The 18241-nt window shown below is 70.1% G+C and carries 18 protein-coding genes and 1 tRNA gene; 11 read left to right on the forward strand and 8 right to left on the reverse strand.

Translation table 11 applies throughout. The features are described from left to right. The first annotated feature begins 21 nt into the window (after positions 1-21). From MXD57_RS12030 to MXD57_RS12040, 3 genes are all read left to right on the forward strand, one after another. A complete protein-coding gene (locus MXD57_RS12030; RefSeq protein ID WP_250401354.1) occupies positions 22-780 on the forward strand; it encodes a Pr6Pr family membrane protein in 759 nt (252 codons plus the stop codon). A 66-nt stretch (positions 781-846) separates the two neighbouring features. Then, positions 847-920: transfer RNA gene (locus tag MXD57_RS12035), tRNA-Pro, on the forward strand. 609 nt (positions 921-1529) lie between these two features. Then, a complete protein-coding gene (locus tag MXD57_RS12040) occupies positions 1530-2786 on the forward strand; it encodes a hypothetical protein (protein ID WP_250401355.1) in 1257 nt (418 codons plus the stop codon). On the opposite strand, the gene MXD57_RS12045 is transcribed toward MXD57_RS12040, so the two are convergent. From MXD57_RS12045 to MXD57_RS12060, 4 genes are all read right to left on the reverse strand, one after another. Continuing rightward, entirely contained in the window at positions 2716-3558 is an 843-nt protein-coding gene (locus MXD57_RS12045; RefSeq protein ID WP_250401356.1) for a PE-PGRS family protein, read from the reverse strand. The genes MXD57_RS12040 and MXD57_RS12045 overlap by 71 nt on opposite strands. A gap of 156 nt (positions 3559-3714) precedes the next feature. After that, on the reverse strand, positions 3715-5244 hold the full coding sequence (locus MXD57_RS12050) for a LacI family DNA-binding transcriptional regulator (protein ID WP_250401357.1): 1530 nt from the start codon (positions 5242-5244) through the stop codon (positions 3715-3717). Between the two features lie 51 nt (positions 5245-5295). Beyond that, positions 5296-5652 (reverse strand): helix-turn-helix domain-containing protein, encoded by a 357-nt coding sequence (locus MXD57_RS12055; RefSeq protein WP_250401358.1) that lies wholly within the window; start codon positions 5650-5652, stop codon positions 5296-5298. Between the two features lie 70 nt (positions 5653-5722). Next, entirely contained in the window at positions 5723-5980 is a 258-nt protein-coding gene (locus MXD57_RS12060) for a helix-turn-helix domain-containing protein (RefSeq protein ID WP_250401359.1), read from the reverse strand. A 509-nt stretch (positions 5981-6489) separates the two neighbouring features. Between MXD57_RS12060 and MXD57_RS12065 the strand changes: the two genes are divergently transcribed. The 6 genes from MXD57_RS12065 (at position 6490) to MXD57_RS12090 (ending at position 12559) form a co-directional block, all read left to right on the forward strand. Next, complete coding sequence (locus MXD57_RS12065) at positions 6490-7422, forward strand: hypothetical protein (protein WP_250401360.1); 933 nt, start codon at positions 6490-6492, stop codon at positions 7420-7422. Beyond that, the gene (locus MXD57_RS12070) at positions 7419-8120 is read left to right on the forward strand and encodes an ATP-binding protein (RefSeq protein WP_250401423.1); all 702 of its coding nucleotides are present in this window, start codon (positions 7419-7421) and stop codon (positions 8118-8120) included. Before MXD57_RS12065 ends, MXD57_RS12070 begins: the two co-directional genes overlap by 4 nt. 233 nt (positions 8121-8353) lie before the next feature. After that, on the forward strand, positions 8354-9628 hold the full coding sequence (locus tag MXD57_RS12075; protein WP_250401361.1) for a hypothetical protein: 1275 nt from the start codon (positions 8354-8356) through the stop codon (positions 9626-9628). A 356-nt stretch (positions 9629-9984) separates the two neighbouring features. Beyond that, complete coding sequence (locus MXD57_RS12080; RefSeq protein WP_250401362.1) at positions 9985-10338, forward strand: plasmid mobilization protein; 354 nt, start codon at positions 9985-9987, stop codon at positions 10336-10338. Continuing rightward, positions 10335-12071, forward strand: coding sequence for a relaxase/mobilization nuclease domain-containing protein (locus MXD57_RS12085; protein WP_250401363.1), 1737 nt, complete (start codon positions 10335-10337; stop codon positions 12069-12071). Before MXD57_RS12080 ends, MXD57_RS12085 begins: the two co-directional genes overlap by 4 nt. A 107-nt stretch (positions 12072-12178) precedes the next feature. Then, the gene (locus MXD57_RS12090) at positions 12179-12559 is read left to right on the forward strand and encodes a hypothetical protein (protein WP_250401364.1); all 381 of its coding nucleotides are present in this window, start codon (positions 12179-12181) and stop codon (positions 12557-12559) included. A 253-nt stretch (positions 12560-12812) separates the two neighbouring features. Here MXD57_RS12090 and MXD57_RS12095 read toward each other — a convergent pair whose 3' ends face one another. Both MXD57_RS12095 and MXD57_RS12100 read right to left on the reverse strand, forming a co-directional pair. Continuing rightward, a complete protein-coding gene (locus tag MXD57_RS12095; RefSeq protein ID WP_250401365.1) occupies positions 12813-13634 on the reverse strand; it encodes a DUF317 domain-containing protein in 822 nt (273 codons plus the stop codon). A 165-nt stretch (positions 13635-13799) separates the two neighbouring features. After that, complete coding sequence (locus tag MXD57_RS12100) at positions 13800-14153, reverse strand: DUF317 domain-containing protein (protein WP_250401424.1); 354 nt, start codon at positions 14151-14153, stop codon at positions 13800-13802. A gap of 191 nt (positions 14154-14344) precedes the next feature. Between MXD57_RS12100 and MXD57_RS12105 the strand changes: the two genes are divergently transcribed. Then, entirely contained in the window at positions 14345-15049 is a 705-nt protein-coding gene (locus tag MXD57_RS12105; RefSeq protein WP_250401366.1) for a nucleotidyltransferase domain-containing protein, read from the forward strand. A gap of 48 nt (positions 15050-15097) precedes the next feature. On the opposite strand, the gene MXD57_RS12110 is transcribed toward MXD57_RS12105, so the two are convergent. Together MXD57_RS12110 and MXD57_RS12115 are read right to left on the reverse strand one after the other, a co-directional pair. Next, positions 15098-16051, reverse strand: coding sequence for an FAD-dependent oxidoreductase (locus MXD57_RS12110; RefSeq protein ID WP_250401367.1), 954 nt, complete (start codon positions 16049-16051; stop codon positions 15098-15100). Positions 16052-16061: 10 nt separating this feature from the next. After that, positions 16062-17507, reverse strand: a complete 1446-nt coding sequence (locus tag MXD57_RS12115; protein ID WP_250401368.1) for a carph-isopro domain-containing protein — start codon at positions 17505-17507, stop codon at positions 16062-16064. A 248-nt stretch (positions 17508-17755) separates the two neighbouring features. Between MXD57_RS12115 and MXD57_RS12120 the strand changes: the two genes are divergently transcribed. After that, the gene (locus MXD57_RS12120) at positions 17756-18235 is read left to right on the forward strand and encodes an ATP-binding protein (protein WP_250401369.1); all 480 of its coding nucleotides are present in this window, start codon (positions 17756-17758) and stop codon (positions 18233-18235) included. The last annotated feature ends 6 nt before the right edge of the window (positions 18236-18241 follow it).

The raw sequence follows: 18241 nt of genomic DNA on the forward strand, positions 1-18241 counted from the left end.
CCCCCTCCCTAGCGTGAGGGCATGACCGCCCCGATACCCAGGGACATCCCGGACCTGCCCGCGGTGCCCGGCCCGCCTCGTCTGCTGCCCGCCCCCGTTCCGGCCACAGCGGTGGTGGGCCCCACGCACCGCCCCATGGCCGCGGCGTTCCGGCTGCTGACCGCCCTCGCGGCGGCCGCAGGCGCCGCCCTGGAACTCCTCCTCGGCAGCCCGGCCCGCACCCTGAGCTACTTCAGCGTCCAGGCCAACATCCTGCTGGCCGTCGTCATGCTCTTGTCGGCCTCCAGATCCTGGCGCACCCGCCGCCCACTGCCCGCGTCCGTGACGGGCGCCGCCCTCCTCTACGCCGTGATCACCGCGCTGACCTACCAGGTGCTGCTGGCCCACGCCACGCCCCCGTTCACCATGACGGAAACGGCCCCGCCCCCCGCCCGCTGGCACGCCCAGTGGACCGCGCTCCAGCTCCTCCACACGGTGGCCCCGCTGGCAGCCCTCCTGGACTGGCTCCTCCTCACCCCCGCGGCCCGACTACGCCTCCGCCACGCCGCGACCTGGCTCGTCTACCCCCTGGCCTACCTGGCCTTCTACCTCACCCAGGCCGCACTCCGGTCCCCCTCCACCCCGGCCCGCTACCTCTACCCCTTCCTGGACGCACAGACCGACGGCTACCGGCACACCCTGGCGAACGCCCTCCTTATCGGCCTCGCCATCTACGCCCTGGCGGTCTTCCTGGTCGCCCTGGACCACGCCCGCCCCACCCCGGTCCGCCACCGCGGCTAAACCGGATTTCGTCTCCGGCCACCGGTGGGCTAAAGTAAACGACGTCGCCGCGAGAAGCAGCGACATCGGGGTGTAGCGCAGCTTGGCAGCGCGCTTCGTTCGGGACGAAGAGGTCGTGGGTTCAAATCCCGCCACCCCGACAGAGAAACACCAGGTCAGGCCCGGTGCTGAGAGATCAGCACCGGGCCTGATTTGCTTTGTGGCCCCGTTTTGGGAGCCGTTTGGGAGCCAACTTCCAAAAACCGGCTCCCGGCAGCTCCCAGCGAGCGGCCGTCCACCGTCCAGCCCGCTCTTTGCCGCTCACGCTGGGAAAGGGTCATCCCTACGGTTGTGCGAGGCCGATCACAGGCGGTACGACGATCGCCATGCACCGATGGTCTCCGTTAAATGACAGGCAGTTCGCACTCCTCACCCGCATCGGGGACGGAGCCGACCCCGTCACGTCGGACAGCCCAGAGTTCGCTCTCACCGCCCGCGCGCTCAAGGAGCGGCGTCTGATCACCATGCCCAAGCAGGACGGGAAGTGGCAGGCGGAGATCACTGACGCGGGGCGCTTCTACCTGGAACACGGCCATCACCCCGACCGGCCGGAACCGACGCCGCGCAAGCAGCGGTCGGCGGGTTCCGAGCAACGGACACGGCCGGCCCCTCCTACGCAGAAGCAAGAAACAGCTCCGTCCACGACGAAGCCGGCGCCGCAACGCGCCGCCAAGCCCCCGCAGGCGTCGTCAGCGGAAATCGGAGCCGCCTTGATCGCGGAGGTACAACAGGCTGGGCGGTTCCTCCGGATCCCGAACCCCAGCGACCAGGAGCGAGCCCGCTATCGCAGGGCCTTCGACGCAGCCCGGCAGCGTGCGCCCGAGGGGTACCACCTGAAGTACAGCGGACGGGCGAAGGGAGACTTCTTCCTCGGTCTGCTCAGGGTGTCCGGCGAGGACGACACCGAGTGGAACCGGATCCGGCTGGCGCGCAGCCGGGTGATCAGCGATGTCGAGGACGTGATCGCCGCTGTCACTGCGGACCACAGCGCCTTCGAGGTCTCGGAGGAGGTCCTGCCGCGAGTCCTCTCGCTGCTCCGGCTCCTCGCCGAGCAGGCACTCGCCCGCCACGGCGAGATCTCGGTGTCCAAGAAGCGCAAGCAGCCGAGGCCCCTGCTCAGCGTCCACGGCAGGACGTACGAGGTCGGCTTCCGCGAACGGCAGAAGCAGGTCCGGTACGTGCCCAAGCAGCCGGGTCGTCGTACGTACGACTGGCAGCGGGTGACGCCGGCGCACAGGTTCGAGCCGTCGGGCGAGCTGGAACTGCTGATCAGTGAGCACTCGGGCTACGGCTACGGTCACAGCTACGGCTGGAAGAAGGAATGGGCCGACACCGCCAAGAAGCCGTTGGAGGAGCAGGTCGGTTCGGTCTTCCGGGCGCTGAAGGCGCACGCGGAGGAGCAGGAGCGCGCTCGGCTGGAACGGGAGGCGGAGCAGCGGCGCCTGCGAGAGGAGCGGGAGAGGCAGGAGGCGGAGCGTCGGCGTCTGGAAGCGGAGCGGGAGGAGCGCGAGCGGCGGGAGTGGGAGACTGCCGTCGGCGCCGCCTCGATCAAGGCGGTGCACGCCGTACGGGCAGAGCACTTCGGCACAGCGCTTGAGCAGTGGAAGGTGGCCGGAGAGATCCGGGTGTTCTGCGGCGCTCTGGACGAAGCCGCCGCGACATCGGACAACGCCGTCGAAGCCGAGAGGCTGCGAGAGTGGTCGGCTTGGGGGACGGCGGAGGCCGACCGGCTGGATCCCACCATGAACGGCAAGGGCCTGGCCGCTCTCGACTTCCACGCGGAACCGACCGGAGATCAGCTACGGCCTTTTCTCGACGGCTGGAACCCGCACCGGCCGGAGAAGGAGAAGCCTTCGGCACGGCCCGAGCCGCCGAAGCCGGACCCGTGGCGCGGCTCTATCGACGCACTTCAGGATCAAGGCTGGCGATATGGACGCCAAGGTCGCGCTCAATGGTGGAGGCGATGACGCTGTGCCCACGGTCACGTAGGGCCTTGACCGCCTTCTCCACCAGCTGGCCGAGCCTGATGACCTCTTCGCGCAGTGCGACCAGCTCGTCGTAGCGGTCGGCCTTGTCCTCGCCGCACCACGCCCGGACGGTCCGCAGGACGGCCGCCTCCGCGTCCAACTTGCGGTCGTCCCGGCGACGGTAGGAGTACCAGGAGGGCTGTGCGCGCTCCTGCTCGATGTCCTGCTGCTTGCGGTCCACCTCCGGGAGAATCTCGTCGGCGAGGCGGCCAGCTACCTGGCGGGCGACGCGCTCGGTGACCGGCCAGCCGGCCAGGCACATGCCGACGCGGTTCTCGTGCACCATCGGGTCACTGCGGAGCGCGGTGGCGTCCATTCCGATGAGCGGCGCTGTCTCGTCGAGTCGGCTCAGTTCCAGAACTCCCGCGTCCGCCACCCCTCGGCGGAGGCGCAGCCTGTTCTTCGGCCGGACGAACCCGAGGATCAGGCGCGCGGCTTCGAAATCCGTGCTGCCCCGTACGTGGCGTGACGCCTCGGTCAGTCTGAGCTCTGCCTCGTCATCCGCGCGGAACGCGTCGACGTCTGGCCACGGCGCTACCAGGCAGCCGGGACTGACCCATTCCTGCAGGCCGGCGTCATCGCCTTCCAGGAACCGGACGTGGATCCAGTCAGACCTGCCACGGCCGCCCACTCGGACGATCTCCACCTGCCTGACAGGGCTGCCCAGCTCCTTCGGCCTCGCTCGGTATGCCCAGTGCTCGCCAATCTCCATGTACCTATTGAGCCAGGTCCGTTGGCCCCGTTACGGGGCAATCGTCGTAACTGCTGGAGTGAGACGACCGCGCGGAGTTGACGCGGCCTCGCGGAGGCATCGGGATATGGCTGTTCCCTCCGGCAGTGGTCGCCGGAGGGCACAGCACTTTGCTTGTTACGACTTGTCGGGCACCCGTGACACCTCGCGTGCCCGCAGGAGATCACTCAGCACGCGCACTGGTGACGTGGCACTCATGGTCAAACGTGCGTCGAGTGCTGCCTCCCACTGCTCGGTCAGCCCCCGCATGAGGCGCTTGCGCATGCCTGGAGTGACGTGGGCATAGCGTGCTGAGACCGAGCCGTCGATGTGGCCCATGCGTTCGTCCATCAGCACCTTCTCGGTGCCCAGGTCCTCCATCATCGTCCGGTGGGTGTGGCGAAGGCCGTGGGGCGTGAGCCCCTTGGCTATCGGGAGCCAGCAGGCGTCAGCCCGATCGCTCGCACCCCGTCCCCGGGCCGGGACGCCGGGCCAAGGCTCGCCGAGCAGGGGCACCGGCCGTGGCTCCTGTGGTGCCTTCTTCGGGTACCAGCCGGAGACCGCCGGCGTGAAGAGCCAGGTAGCGAAACCGTTCCTGCGCCAGTGGGCGGCATGCTCCGGTACGACGCCGCCCCGGACGAACCGGAGGTCCGTGATGGTCTGCTCGACCTTCGTTCGCGTGGCCTCGGTGACCCGTTCGGGGTGGTTGAGGACGTTGGACACCGTGCCATTCGAAACGCCGGCACGACGGGCGACGTCGACGAGCTTCGCGCCCTGGTGGCCGCCTGTCCGGGCCGCGCCCTGTCCTCGGAAGACGTAGGTCTTGCCGTGGCAGGGGCACGGCTTGGGCCTTGTGCGGGCGATGTGGTTGGCGACCAGCGCGGACAGCCAGTCCATCGAGTCGATGGTGCGGTAGCTGTCGTCCTTCGGCGGGCAGCGCACCAGCTCCCCTGTGTCGAGCTCGTACAGCTGCCACTCGACCCGGACGGCTCCAGGGCGGACGAACGCGGTCTCCAAGCCGACGATCTCGCCCCAGCGCATGCCGGTGTACCCCTTGAGGACCACGGCCACGAACTCGTCGTCACGGCCGGAGAGCAGGGCGGCGCGCTCGGCGGTCAGCAGGATGCCGAGCGCGTCGGTGACCACCTTCTCCGGACCACGGTCTCGGGAGCGGCCGGCGCGTTTGCCCCGTCCGCGCCGCCGAGCAGCCGGGTTGGACGTGATCAGGCCCTCGTCGATCGCGTCCTCGAAGATCAGGTGGAGCGTCGAGCGCCAGGTCTTGACGCTGGAGGCGGCGTAGAGGGCCTTCTCCTTCTTCTCCCACAGGTCGACGTCCGTGCGCAGGATGCCGGCGAGCGCCTTGTCCTCGAACTCGGGGAGGAGGTGCTCCTCGATGTGGCGCTTGTAGTTCTGCATGGTGGAGGCGGCCAGGTCCTGGGCCTCGTACCAGCGGTTCGCGTACTCGCCGAAGGTCTCCTGGCCGAGGGCCGGGTCGCGCCAGTCGCCGCGACGGTACTTGTTCTCGGCCTCGGCCGCCGCCCGTTGGGCCTCGCCCTTGGTGGCGAACCTGATCGCCTTGCCGTTCTCGTCGACGACCGTGTTGTGCTTGCCGGGCGCGACCTTGTACCGGCCGCGCCAGTAGCTCCCGCGCTTCTCCGCGAAACCCAAGTTCCGCTGTCCCCCTCTTCGTTGTCCTCGGCTACGGCAGATTCGATCGGGTCACGCGGCAGTGCCGTACTGCTGCTGTCGACGCGGCGGGCGGGCCCGCAGGCGGGTCGCCGGCGCAACGACAGGGCGGCGAGGTTGCCCGGAGCCGGTCTGCGCACCGGGCTCGGAGAGCGGCTCGGTCACCCGTGCGACTGCCTGCGCAGGCTGGGCCGGCCGCTCCTCGTTGAGGCGGATGATCTCGGCGAGGTGCTCGGCGGTGAAGCGATAGGCGCGGCCAACCCGGGTGTGCGGTATCAGGCGCCGTCGCGCTCGGTCCTTGACCCACCAGGCCGAGCAGCCGAGGGTGTCGGCGATCTCCTCAGGGCGGTAGAGGCGGGGCGGAGGGGCGTCGGACGGCCTGTGGGGCACGGGCGCGGGCGTGGATCGGTGCAAGGGGGCGGCTCCTGGTCGAGAGGTTGGGGAGGGCTGCGTGGGCGGCTCAGGCGGCACCTGGCCCCTGGAGGAGGGCGGCGGGTGACACCTGCAGGGCTGCGGCGATGGCGACGAGGTCGTCGATATCGCATCGCCGCTTGGCGAGTTCGATGCGGGACAGCATCGTGTTGGACATAGGACGGCCCAAAGCGGTACACCGCGCGGCGAGTTGGCGCTGCCCAAGCCCGCGTTCCGAGCGAAGGATTTCGATGGTGCGAGCAACCAGCATTCCTGCGGGCCCTATTTCCAGAGATCGTGCTGCCATGGCTCCAGTTGTAGCGTGCATTCGCCGGTTTGGTTAACCGGCGATCGTCGGCTATGTTGCGCCGCGCTCAATCGGTGAGCGAGGCGATCGGGGTGCTGCGCTAGGCCGGATCCCCGAACGGGCCCCGACACCAGAGAGCCTCCCTGACGTGGGGTGTTGTGTTGTAGCTTCGTCGCTCGCGGGACGTCAACGGCTTGCCGATGTGATCCTTCTGGCTCGGGATGCGGGGCAACTATTTGGTCAACCGCCGATCGTGCCCTACCTTTTTCGCACCGCCCTCGCCGACTCGATTTCCAGCGGCATTTCTGCCGTGAGAGATTGCGCCGGATAGGGCTGGACTTGCGCGACCGGGGTGTGGCTATGTTGACGACACCCCGGAAAGCGCGAGCGGCCATCAACGCTCCCGCGTCAACGGCCAGACATCCCCGCCCTTCACGCCCGACCCGCCCCCGACCGACGGTGAACCGTGGGCACCCAGCCCACCGGCCACCGAGTGAGGACCGCCCCTCTTGGCACGAATCCGCACCATCAAGCCGGAAGCCTTCGTCTCCGAGTCCCTGGCCGCCGTCTCCCTGACCGCCGAGCGCACCTTCTTCGGCCTTCTCACCCAGGCTGACGACCAGGGCCGGCACCGCGACCACGCCGCGATCATCGCCGGGCAGCTGTGGGTACTGCGCCCGGAACACACGCCTGGCGCTGTCGAGCAGGACCTCGCCCAGCTCGCCGACGCCGGGCTGATATGCCGCTACAAGGGCCCGGGCGACAAGCGCTACCTGCACATCGTCACCTGGCGGCAGCATCAGAAGATCAATCGCCCCAGCGCGAGCCGCCTTCCCGCCTGCCCGCACCACGACACGCAGGCTCGCACCGCGCCCGGCGTCGATGCGCCGACTGCGGGAGCCGGCATCACGGAGCCCGCACCGCAGCCTCGCGGAGCCCTCCGTGAGGGCTCCGGGCGAATACGCGAGCCTGCGGTGAATCCGGTCACCGATGACGAAATAGCAGGTCAGGGCGATTTCAGTGAGCCCTCCGTGAGACAGCGGGGAGAGCTTGGTGAGGGAGCGGTGACGCCTCAGCGTCCGGATCTAGGACCTAGGATCATGGATCTAGGAAATACCCCTTCGGGGGGCGCGAGCGCCCCCGCACCCCACGCCGTCTCGGCCAGCGAGCTCATTGCCGAGTACGCCGCCGCTTGCACACACCGTCCGCCCAAGGACGTCCTTGGCCATCTCGCTCGCGAGGTGCGCAAGCTGCTCGGCGAGGGCATCGCCCCCGCCCACATCCGGGCCGGCCTAGAACGGCACCGCGCCAAGGGCCTGCACCCCAGCACTCTGCCGAGCCTCGTGCACGAGGCCATGAACGCGGCCCCCGCCGCGCCGGTTGTCTACAGGGCGTGGACAAACCCCGCCGACGTCGAAGCCGCCTACGGAGGTGACCTCTGACCGCCACCCTCACCCGCGAGCCCCACCGGGTCGGCCCGCTCGCCGACCGGCTCAACGGCATCCTTGCCAGTCGCGGCATCGACCTCGCCACCGCCGCCGTCGAGGAAGGGCAAGCCGAGCCCGTCACCGCGCTGGAACTCGCCGACGCCAGGATCCCCGCCCGCTACCGCCGAGCCCTGGCCGACCACTCGAAGGTCACCGCCTGGGCCGACGAGATCGCCCGCGCCGGACGCCCCGGCCCCGGCGGGCCGGGCATCGCTGAGGGCCCGTCACTGCTGATCGCCGGCCCCACGGGCACGGGCAAGACGTACCAGGCGTACGGCGCCATCCGCACCCTGCTCGCCCGAGGGGTCCGTCTGCGCTGGGAAGCGACCACCACCGCCGACTTCCACGCGCGCTTGCGCCCCCGCGCCGGCCACGACGCCGAACGTGACCTGCAGACCCTGGCGCGCTGCCCGCTGCTGTTCCTGGACGACCTCGGCGCGGCCAAGACCAGCGAATGGACCGAGGAGCTGACCTACCGGCTCATCAACCACCGGTACGAGCACATGCTCCCAACCCTCATCACCACCAACCTTCCGATGGAGCAGCTGCGCGTCACCCTCGGTGACCGCGTCGCCTCCCGCCTCGCCGAGATGACGGAGCGCGTCATCCTCGACGGCCCCGACCGACGACGCCGCACAGCGCCCGCCGCCTGACTGGCCGCCTCAGCGCCCGCCCTCCTGACCGGCCCCGCCGCATCACCTGCGCTCACACCAGCCTGCCCGCGCCAGCCACTCGCGTAGGCGGTTGCTCAGCGCTCCGTCGATTCGCCCTTCGCCCTCAATCCTCGACGCCTTGGAGCCCCCTCCTGCCTCCTCTCAGCCCCGTCCCCCTCGCCATACGGATCAGCGGCACGCCGCTCCTCCCTGACTGGGCCACGTCCCCGGTGATGACCGTGGCACTCCTCATCCCGCCCGTGCTGCTCAGCCTGCTCGCCGGGTGGCTGATCCGCCGGCGGCATCACACCAACCGCTGGCGCGGGACTGTCGCGGTGCCGGTCGCGGCCGTGGCCGCGCTCGGCTGCACCGCATACAGCGCGGACACCAGCTGGCGGTTCGCCGCCGACTACCTCGACATGAGCGGCACCGCCGAGCGTGTCGCGATGTTCGCCGCCGCCGAGCTGGCCCTGTTCGCCACTGCCCTGATGGCCCGACAGAACCTCAACGGCCCGAAGCGGGCACCCGGCCTGCCCGGCACCCTCACCTGGGTCATCACCGCCGTCCAGGTTCTGCCCGCCTACGCCGAGTCCGGGCCGGTCGGTGGCACCGTGCGAGCCTTCGTCGGCCCCGTCATGGCCGCGATGCTGTGGCACCTGGCCATGGGCATCGAGCTGCGCCACCGCGCCCCCGACGCCGCCTCACGCGGCCTGGCCGCCGTCCTCGTCCGCCAGGCACGCGAACGCCTCCTCGCCCGGCTCGGCATCGCCGACCAGGACGCCGATGCCGCCCGCCTCATCCGCGACCGCGCGCTGAGCGAAGCCGTCGCCCTCATCCTGCGCGCCGAGTCGATGACCGACCGCCAGCGCGGCAAGCGGCGGCAACGACGCCTGGCAGGACGCCTGCACGAGGCCCTGGAGCGGGCGGGCGTCGACAGCGACCCGCTCCAGGACAAGCTGCTGCTGCACAAGCTCGCCACCCGCAAGCAGGCCCTCGACCTCGCCTCCATCTCACTGCCGCCGCGCTGGGAGGTCCCGGCCTCCAACCCCGCCCGGGAATCCGGGCACTGCAGCCCGCGCTCCGGCCGCACGGCACAACTGCCGCGGGCAGAGGAAACTGCCCACCCACACCCGTCAGATCCGGGCGACGACGAGGTCCCTCCGGCTGCCCGCCCGCAGCCTGCCCGCCCGGAGCCCGGGCTGCCCGCACGGGCAGAAACTGAAGACAGCCGGGCGCTCACGGGCAACAACTCGGGCAGCCCTTCGGACAGGCACAAGCGAAAACCGGCTGCCCGGAAAAAGCACGACGCCGGCAAAGCCCGTGCCTCCGACGAGGTCATCCTCAAGCACGCTCGCCGCATCCACGAGGAGACCGGCAGCGTCGGACGCGACCGGGTTGAGGACGCCCTGCGCGCAGCCGGCTACACCGTCTCCAGCGACGGCGTCGGACGAGTCGTCCGCGAGTTCAAAACCCAGCTCAAAACCGCAGCCGGCCATCGACCCCGCTGATCCTCGCAGCACCAGCACTCCCACCACACCCCGATCCGAAAGGCCCCATGCAGACCCCGCACCACGAAGACCCCATGGCCCCCGAGGAATCCCTGCCGTCCAACCCTGCCCCAGGCGAAGCAAGTTGGTGCAGGAGCATTGCTCCTGTCGGGAGCAATGCTCCTGCCTCTCCCGCGTCGGCAGCGGCGGGAGCGGATCGGCACCGGGAGGCGCCGATCCGTCAGGATGCGACCGAGGGCGGATCGCATCCTGAGAGGGAAGAACCGCGTTCCTGCCACAGCACCGACTGCGCTCACGCTGCCCCGTCGACGCCCCGTGTGCAGCAGCGTGAACGTCTGCGCGATGAGAAGAAGCGTGTGCACCAGCCCAGCTGCCGCATGAACGACGACGAGTACCAACTCCTCCTCCGGGCAGCTGCGGTGTGCCGTATGAGTGTGGCCGGGTTCCTTGCCCGCTCGGCTCTCAACGCTGCCCGCGACCTCGACCGCACCGCCGCGGACATCGCGGGCGAGAAAGAGATGCTGCAGGAGCTGTTCGCGCTGCGGCGGCACCTCGGGCAGATCGGCAACAACCTCAACCAGGTGGCCAAAGCGCTGAACTCCGGAGCCGACGCCCCGCAGGCCGAGGCGGTCCTCGCCGCCGTCCAGCGCGCCGCCAAGCGTGTCGACGCCTTCACCCAGCAGCACCTGGGCCACAGGACGGCTGCGTGATCCCGCGCGTCCACGCCAGGGGCACACGCACCATCGGCCTGCTCCACTACCTGTACGGGCCCGGCACGCATGAGGAGCACGTCGACCCGCACCTGGTGGCCGCCTGGGACGGTCTTGCCCCCGATCCCGGCCGAGACCCCGGCGCCACGTACGGCGATCTCCAGCGGCTGCTCGACCAGCCGGTTATGGCCCTGCCCGAGAGCCGGCGGCCCGCCGAGCACGTGTGGCACCTGTCGGTACGCGCCGCCCCCGAAGACCCGATCCTGTCGGACGAGCAGTGGGGCGAGATAGCCCGCAGGATGGTCGCCGCAACCGGTATCGCCCCCGACGGCGACGACGCCGCCTGCCGCTGGGCGGCCGTCCGGCACGCCGACGACCACATCCACATCATCGCCACCATCGTCCGCGAGGACGGCCGCCAAGCCCGCCTCCGCCAGGACGGCAAACGCTCCCAAGCCGAAACCCGCAAGATCGAGATCGACTACGGGCTGCGCCGCCTCCACGCCGGCGACGGCACCGCCGCCCAGCGGCCTACCAGCGCCGAACGCCACAAAGCAGAGCGGGAAGGCCGGGAGCGTACCGCGCGGGAGGAGCTGCGGGAAACCGTGCGCCATGCCGTTGCTGGCACGGCCTCCACGGATGAGTTCTTCGACCGCCTGGCCGCCGCCGGCCTGCTCATCCGCAAACGCGTCGCGCCCTCCGGTGAGCTACTCGGCTACAAGGTCGCGCTGCCCGACGACCGCAACAAGGACGGGGAGCCGGTCTTCTACTCCGGCTCGAAACTCGCACCCGACCTGTCCCTGCCCCGCATCCGCGAACGCTGGACGCTTCCCGCAGAGCCCGCTTCGGCAGACGGCTCCGAGCCGGAGCAGCCCGCCCTGCCGGACGTGACCGGCCCCGCGTTCGCGCGGCGCCGGGCCACCTCCGCTACCTGGCAGGCCCTGCTGATCATCGACCACGGCGACGACGGCACGGCAGCGGCCCAGATCGCCGCAGCGGGGGAAATCCTCGACGCACTCGCCAAGACATCCGCCGCCCAAACCCGCGCTGAGCTGCGCGAGGCGGCGTTCGTGTTCGAGCGGGCGAGCCGCTCCCACGTGAAGGCTGTACGTGGACACGACCGCGTCCTGCGCCAGGCCGCTCGCGACCTCGTCCGCAGCGGGCCCGCCCTGGGCCGAGGGGAAGATGGCGCCACCACCGCCATGCTCATCGACATGGCCTTCTTCCTCGCCATCGCCGCGGCGAACTGGCATGCAAAGAGGGAGCACGCGCAGCAGGCCGCCGCAGCCCAGCAGGCAGCCGAACACCTTCGGGCAGCCTACGAAACCGCCGCAGCCCAGCCTATGGCCACCCTCCGACAGCGAGGCCAGCGCCTGACTCCCCGTGTTCGGCAGCGGCAAGCCGAGCTTCTCCAGCAAGTCCTGCCGGATCTGGCCGAACGCATCCGTGCCGAGGCCGGCTGGGCCGCCTTGGCCGCCACCCTCGACGACGTCCGGAAGGCCGGCCATGACCCGGCGGTTCTGCTGAGCGACGCCGCCCGACGACGCGAACTCGATACCGCCGACTCCATCAGCGACGTCCTCGTATGGCGCCTACGCCGCAGCGCCCACCTGCTGGCCCTACCCGCAAGGCCCGACGGAACGGCCGCCCCAGGCACTCGGCGCACCGCACCCCCGGCGCCCGCCACGCGACCGGCCAACAGCGCCGTAACCGACCCCAGCCGTCGGCGCTGACCAGCGGAAAACGAACGGAACATAGCCGACGATCGGCGGTTGGGCAAACCGCCGATTCTCCGGATCATTGATGCCCCACCCACCCCACTCCTGTGAGGAGCACCCGTATGCCCACAAGCCAAGCCCGACCCGAGATCGTCGTCCTGCTCTGCGACGCGGACATCAAGCGCAAGCGTGAAACCAACACGTGGAACCACCTCGACGGGCGCCCGTTCAGCAAAGAGGAACAGGCCCTCGTCCTCAGTGCCACCCGCGTCGAATTCGAAGAGATACAGGAGCAGTTCAAGCGATACCGGGAGTACCAGCGCGCGATGGATGAAGCGCCGAAGGCCCTGCAGCGCTTCCTCGCCCCGTTCATGGAGCAGCTCACCCAGAAGAACCTCGGCAACGCCGTCGAGCTCATGAACGAGGACGAGCGGAACGAGTTCGACCGACTGCTCGGCCTCGCAACGAAGCCGGTCCGTTCCTTCGCCCCATACACCTTCTAACCGGGGCCCCTGCCCTTGCATGACCGACGTGGCGGTGACCCGCTCCCAGGACAGAGCCGGCATCTGACACACAGGCGTGGACGTTCCAAGCGGGAGCCGGTACAGCGCGCCGCGTTGAACGAAGCTCAGGGCGCAGGAACGGTCCGCTCCCAGCAGCCGCAGCCCGTCACGCCACAGAGACACCGGCCACGGCAGAGCAGCATGAAGCCGGGCCTCCCAAGGGGAGGCCCGGCTTCAATGCCTTGGACGGCCCTCAGTCGGCCGGAGCCCGCAGGAGCCGGTCGCGTGTACTCTCCGGCAGCACCCGACGCAGCACCGGCGCGCTGGAGCTGAGGGAGCCAGCGAAAGCGGCGACGAGGTCGTGCGGCACGCTGGCGCTGAACGACGCGGCCCACAGGTAGCCAGCGCCGAGCACTGGCTCGGCCCACGCCTGCCACCCCGCCAGGGCCGCCTCGTCCGCCTCAGCCACCAGCGCGAGTGGGTCGCCATCCTGGATGAGGGGCGGCACCTCGCCGAGGTGGATGTGGGAGGCGAACGTCGGATCCACCGCGCCCGACCCGGGCTGGTCGACGTCACGCAGCCACCCGTGCGCCGTTACCGCGTCGAGGACCAGCTCGGGGCCACCGCACGGCAGGGCGGGCTGACCGCGGGCGTCGAGCGCGGCCAGGAAGCCGGCGAGGATCTCCCCTGGGACCTCGGGGGTGAAGTAGGCCGACCACTGGGCGAGCGGGTTGCTCGGGTCCGCACGAGCGGACACCTGCCAGGCGATCGGCAGGTTCCCCAGGTGGAACGGCTCGTCCGGCAGGACCCACTGCGCCCACCGCAGGGAGTCGGGGCTGATGTGCAGGACGGTGCTGCGCAGGACCTGACGGTCCTCCGGCGCCTCATCAGGCTCCTGGCGCCCGCGGACGATCGTCAGGCTCGTCCACCCCAGACCGGCGAGCGTGTCAGCGACGGAGTCATACAGGCATCCGTCGTCGCCGGCCAGGTGCCGGGGACCGACCCAGTACGCGGATGGGACACCGGCCGGAGCGAGTGGATCGATCGGGAAATCGGGATACAGGGACGCCTCCAAGAGGTTGGGGGGCTTGATGCCGCCTGCGGTGCGTGAAGCCGGATGGAGGTGCCGGGCCGGCCTTGCGGCGGCCTCGGGGGCAGATGGCCGGGCTACTGCGTCTCGCCCTCACCAGGCAGACGACGGGCTCCCCCCAGGGGCGCCGACTCGTCGAGCCTCTGGGTGTCACACGCGCTGGGACGTCTCCAGCACGCGCGCGACTACGGCGGCGACGACGTCCGCCGGCGTCTCGGTGTCGAAGGACATCTGGTAGCCGCGTACCTTGGCCGTTCCGGTGACGGCGATCTTCCATCCCTCGCCGTCGGTGCCAGGGCGGCCGAGCGGGAACCATCCGAGGTAGAAGCGACCGTCCTTGGAGTTGACGTGTACGTCCGCGCGGTCGTCCACGACGACGTGGAAGTCGTCGGCGGGGAACTGATCCATCACGAGCGTGGCCTGACCCGGGCCGAGCAGCCACTCACGCAGCCGCAGGGCCTCGACGGTGGTGGAGAATCCGGGACCCGAGGACGCCGCTGTCACAGGCATTCACCTCTTTGACCTGGTGCTTTGCAAGAAGGTCGTCCAGGTTCACATGCCGCTGCGGTGTTGGCCAGTCATTCGTGGATCTTTGCTGTCTGCCGCCGGCGAACTGAGACGCAGAGCGCGAGACATCGCGGTCCAGCCGCAGAAAACGGCGTGCGCGCGGCGGGCGCAGTGCTGATAGTTGCCGCATGGATGCGATCGAGGCCGCACGCGCCGTCGTAGATGAACAGCACCCCGACGCGTGCGCCGCGTTCCTGGGCGGCAGCGTCGTGACAGGTCGCCGCACGCCGACGTCGGACCTCGACATCGTGGTGCTGCTCCACGGGGCCCCAGCTCCGTACCGGGCGAGCCTCCAGTACGCCGGCTGGCCAGTGGAGATGTTCGTTCACACCGAGGCGACGTGGCACGCCTACGTCGAAAGGGAGCTGCGCAAGCGCCGGTCACCGCTGCTGTGGATGTGTGCCGACGGGCTGCTGCTCTTCGACACCGATGGACTCGGAGCCCGCCTCGCCACACAGGCCCGGAAGCTGACCGCCGCCGGACCACCCCCGGTGTCGTCGGAAGAGATCGACGACCGCCGCTACGCGATCACCGACCTCCTCGACGACCTCGCGGGAAGCGACGACCAGAGCGAGCGCCTGTTCATCGCGACCGAGCTGGTCCGACGCACCGGTGAGCTGGCACTGGCCCTTGGCGGTTCGTGGGGTGGCGGTGGGAAGTGGCTGGCACGCCGTCTTGAGACGACCGCGCCAGGGCTCAGCGCACGCCTCCACCACGGCCTACAGGAGGTACTGGACGGGAGAATCGAGAACCTCGTGGCCGTCGTGGACGAGGTGCTCGGACAGACCGGTGGCCGGTTGTGGTTCGGCTACAAGCGTGTCGGGGCGCCCTGAGCGATCCCGCGCTGCGGACGTCGCAACGTCTGTTCTTCCACGTGTAGATCACTTGACGGAGAGCAACGCCCGAGCCTCCTCGGCGCACCCCCACGACAGCGTGACTCCAGCGCCTCCGTGCCCGTAGTTGTGCACGACCAGGGTGCCGTCCTCCCCCACCTCTTCCTCCACACGGACCGTGGCGCGGGTCGGTCGAGCGCCGACCCGGTGCTCCAGGACACGAGCCTGGGCGAGTCGGGGCTCGACCTCGGCACAGCGGGCCAGGATACCGGCCGCCGCCTTGTCGTCGGGGGCCAGATCGCCCTCGCCGTCGATCGCTGTGCCGCCTAGGACGACGGTGTCGCCGTGGGGGTAGAAGCACAGGAGGTCCGGGGAGAGGCCGGTGTCCTCGGAGAAGAACTCGGTCAGCCCGGGGTTGGTGACGACGACGTGCTGACCGCGGATGGGCCGGAGGTCAGGGTCCGGAACCAGGTCGCGTGCCCCGAGGCCCGCGCAGTTGACGATCGCCGAAGCCGGACCGGCGTCCGAGAGCGAAGTCAGCCGTCGCTGCTCGACCACACCGCTGGCATCGCGGAGCCGGCGCAGGAGGTAGTCGAGGTAGGTGGGCATGTCGATCAGTGGCACGGTGAACCGGTAGCCCGCCGTGAACCCGGCCGGGAGTTCGGCCCGCTCGCACGGTCGGAAACCCGGCAAAGTGGTGGCCCAGTCCGGCGCGGCCTCGGCCGTGCGGGACGCCTCGATGCCACTGGTGAGCCGGACGCCCGTCGCCGGGTCCTGGGCCAGCTCCCGGAAAATCTCCAAGGACCGTTGTCCCCACTGGTCGACCTTGTCCTTCGGCTCGACCAAATAGGGCCCCCACATCGCCCCGGCCGCCAGCGACGTGACCCCCGGCACCTGCTCGGCGATCACGTGCACCGAAGCCCCGTCCTCGGCGAGAACGACGGCCGTGGTGAGCCCAGCCACCCCAGCCCCGACAACGACAACGCGCTCCCCTGCGGTCATGACCCTGACCCTAACGGCCCGGTTGCGTCGATGGGGCGTGTTGGGCGAGGGCGTCCTCCAGGGCTGGCAGGAAGCCGCGCACGTGAGGGTTGCGCTGTCGGCGGCGGAGGTCGGCGGCAAGCTGGTGGAGCAGCGCCGCGCTGCGAGGCGAGCGGACGACATCAAGGCGGTCGGCGGCGATCTGGCCGATCTCGCAGGCTGCCTCCAGATCTCCGTGGGCGCTGTGGCCCAGGGCCAGCCAGGCTCCCTCGAACATGGCTCGGCGCTGGCTGGGGTCGCCGCGCGGGACGTCGTACGCCCCGGATCTGAGCATCTCGGTCCCCTGGGCGAGGAAGCGGCGGCTCTTCTTTCCGCTCTCCGCCTTCTGCTGTGCACGACCCATCTGGATGAGGCCGTAACCGGCCTGGCAGTCCAGGTGGTTGTCGGTGAGGAAGTACATCCAGCGGGGCTCTTCTTGGCGGCCGTCCCGGCTTGCGATCAGTTCGCGGGCAGCGCCACGAGTGTGGGCGAAGTCGTTGTCACGGCCGGCGGCGGCGTACGCGTAGGCGAGCCGGGACAGGACGGACGCCCGGACGGCCAGCGGGGCGGCGTCACTCGCACGGCGGGCGGCCTCTCCGAGGGCGATGGCGTCCGCGGGGTGTCCTCGACTCGCCGCCTGGAAGGAGAGGTCGCCCAGGATGTGGGCGCACAGGGGGAGATCATTGACCTGCTGCGCGGCCCGGAGCGCCGTGACGAAGTAGCGCTGCGCCAGTCCGTGGTCGGCCGCGTCGAAGGCCATCCAGCCGGCCAGCTGGCCGATCTCCGCCAGCGCGCGGATCAGACGGCTCGCGACAGCCGGAGAGTGGCCGCCTTCGCGAATCAGCAGCCCAACAGCCCGGAACTGGGCTCCGACGTAGGGCAGATGACGTGCCCCTCCGTGCTCGTCATCGAGCAACTGGAGCATGGGAAGGTGCTGCTCGACCTGGTCCACGAGTGGATCGGTGCCGAGCGACGACGTCATTCGAGGCGTGTACTGACCGCGTCCCGCGGTGCCGTCGAGGTACTGGGCGACGATCGCGAGGAGTCCTGCGCCCGAGATCGCGAGGAACCGGCGACGGTCGACAAGCCCTCCCACCACCCAGTCCTCCACGATCGCCTCCATGCCCTGCGCGGTCCAAGGCCGCGCGAGATCCGTATCCGCGGGGACCAGCGCTGACGAGTCGCCGACACGGCCCTGCCACAGTTCGGCCACCGAGACATTCCTACCCAGCTCCTGGGAGAGCACGTAGGCGGCCATCATCGGCAACGGCGAGCGCGGCAGGGAGCCGGCGTCCCGCCAGTGGTATGGCGCCGACTCGGCCACCGTCCCCGCGCCGAAGACCCGGTTGAGCTTGCGAGCGAGCGCCTTCGGGCTCCACCCGAGTTCGTCGAGGCACCCCGCCAGTACGACGTTGGGCTCACCTGTCTGCGGTGCCACGTGCGACCGCCCTTCGCTCCAGTGGTTCGTCCATCACTTCGCGGGCCCCATGGTGATGCCCCTGGACGGACGATTCACCACCGCCGCAAGGAAGTTGACCGAGTTGACCCACTGATCGGGTCCTGTCTGACCTTCCCTCTCCTGTGTTCTTGGATCCCGGCGGAGGCGCCCGTCTTCCGAGCCGACGGAGAAAGAGGTGGGCCTTGAGACAGCACACGAGCACCTCCCCAGGCCGACCGGGCGGTGTGATGGACCGTGACGCCGGACGACCAACCTCCGCCCCCGGACACGGGCTTGTCGCTGGCGACGGCACGACCACCCTGATCACGGATCTGCCGTACGGACCGGAAGCGGCCGAGGTCGCCCGGGACGCCGTGACGCTGGCGCTGCGCGGCACGGAGACGGACGTACTTGCCGATGCCCGCCTGATCGGATCGGAGCTCGCGACGAACGCCTTCGTCTCGGGCAGTCCGCCGTTGGTTCTCTGCGTCGACCGCAGGGGTCTGGCCAGCGACGGCCTGGAGATCGAGATCACCGTTACCGACGGCGGCTGTTCCCGCCCGGCACCCGCTTCTCCCACCGCTCCCGACGAGCAGGCCGAATCAGGACGGGGACTGGTCATCGTCGATGCCTTGGCCGATGCCTGGTCGCTGACGACTGGCGCCAATGGCTCTCGTGCCTGGTGCCGACTCGCCCACAGGCCGTGCTCTTCGTCCACCGGCGACTGATGTCCA

The organism is Streptomyces cellostaticus, from assembly GCF_023630175.1.
Classification (GTDB): Bacteria; Actinomycetota; Actinomycetes; order Streptomycetales; family Streptomycetaceae; genus Streptomyces; species Streptomyces cellostaticus_A.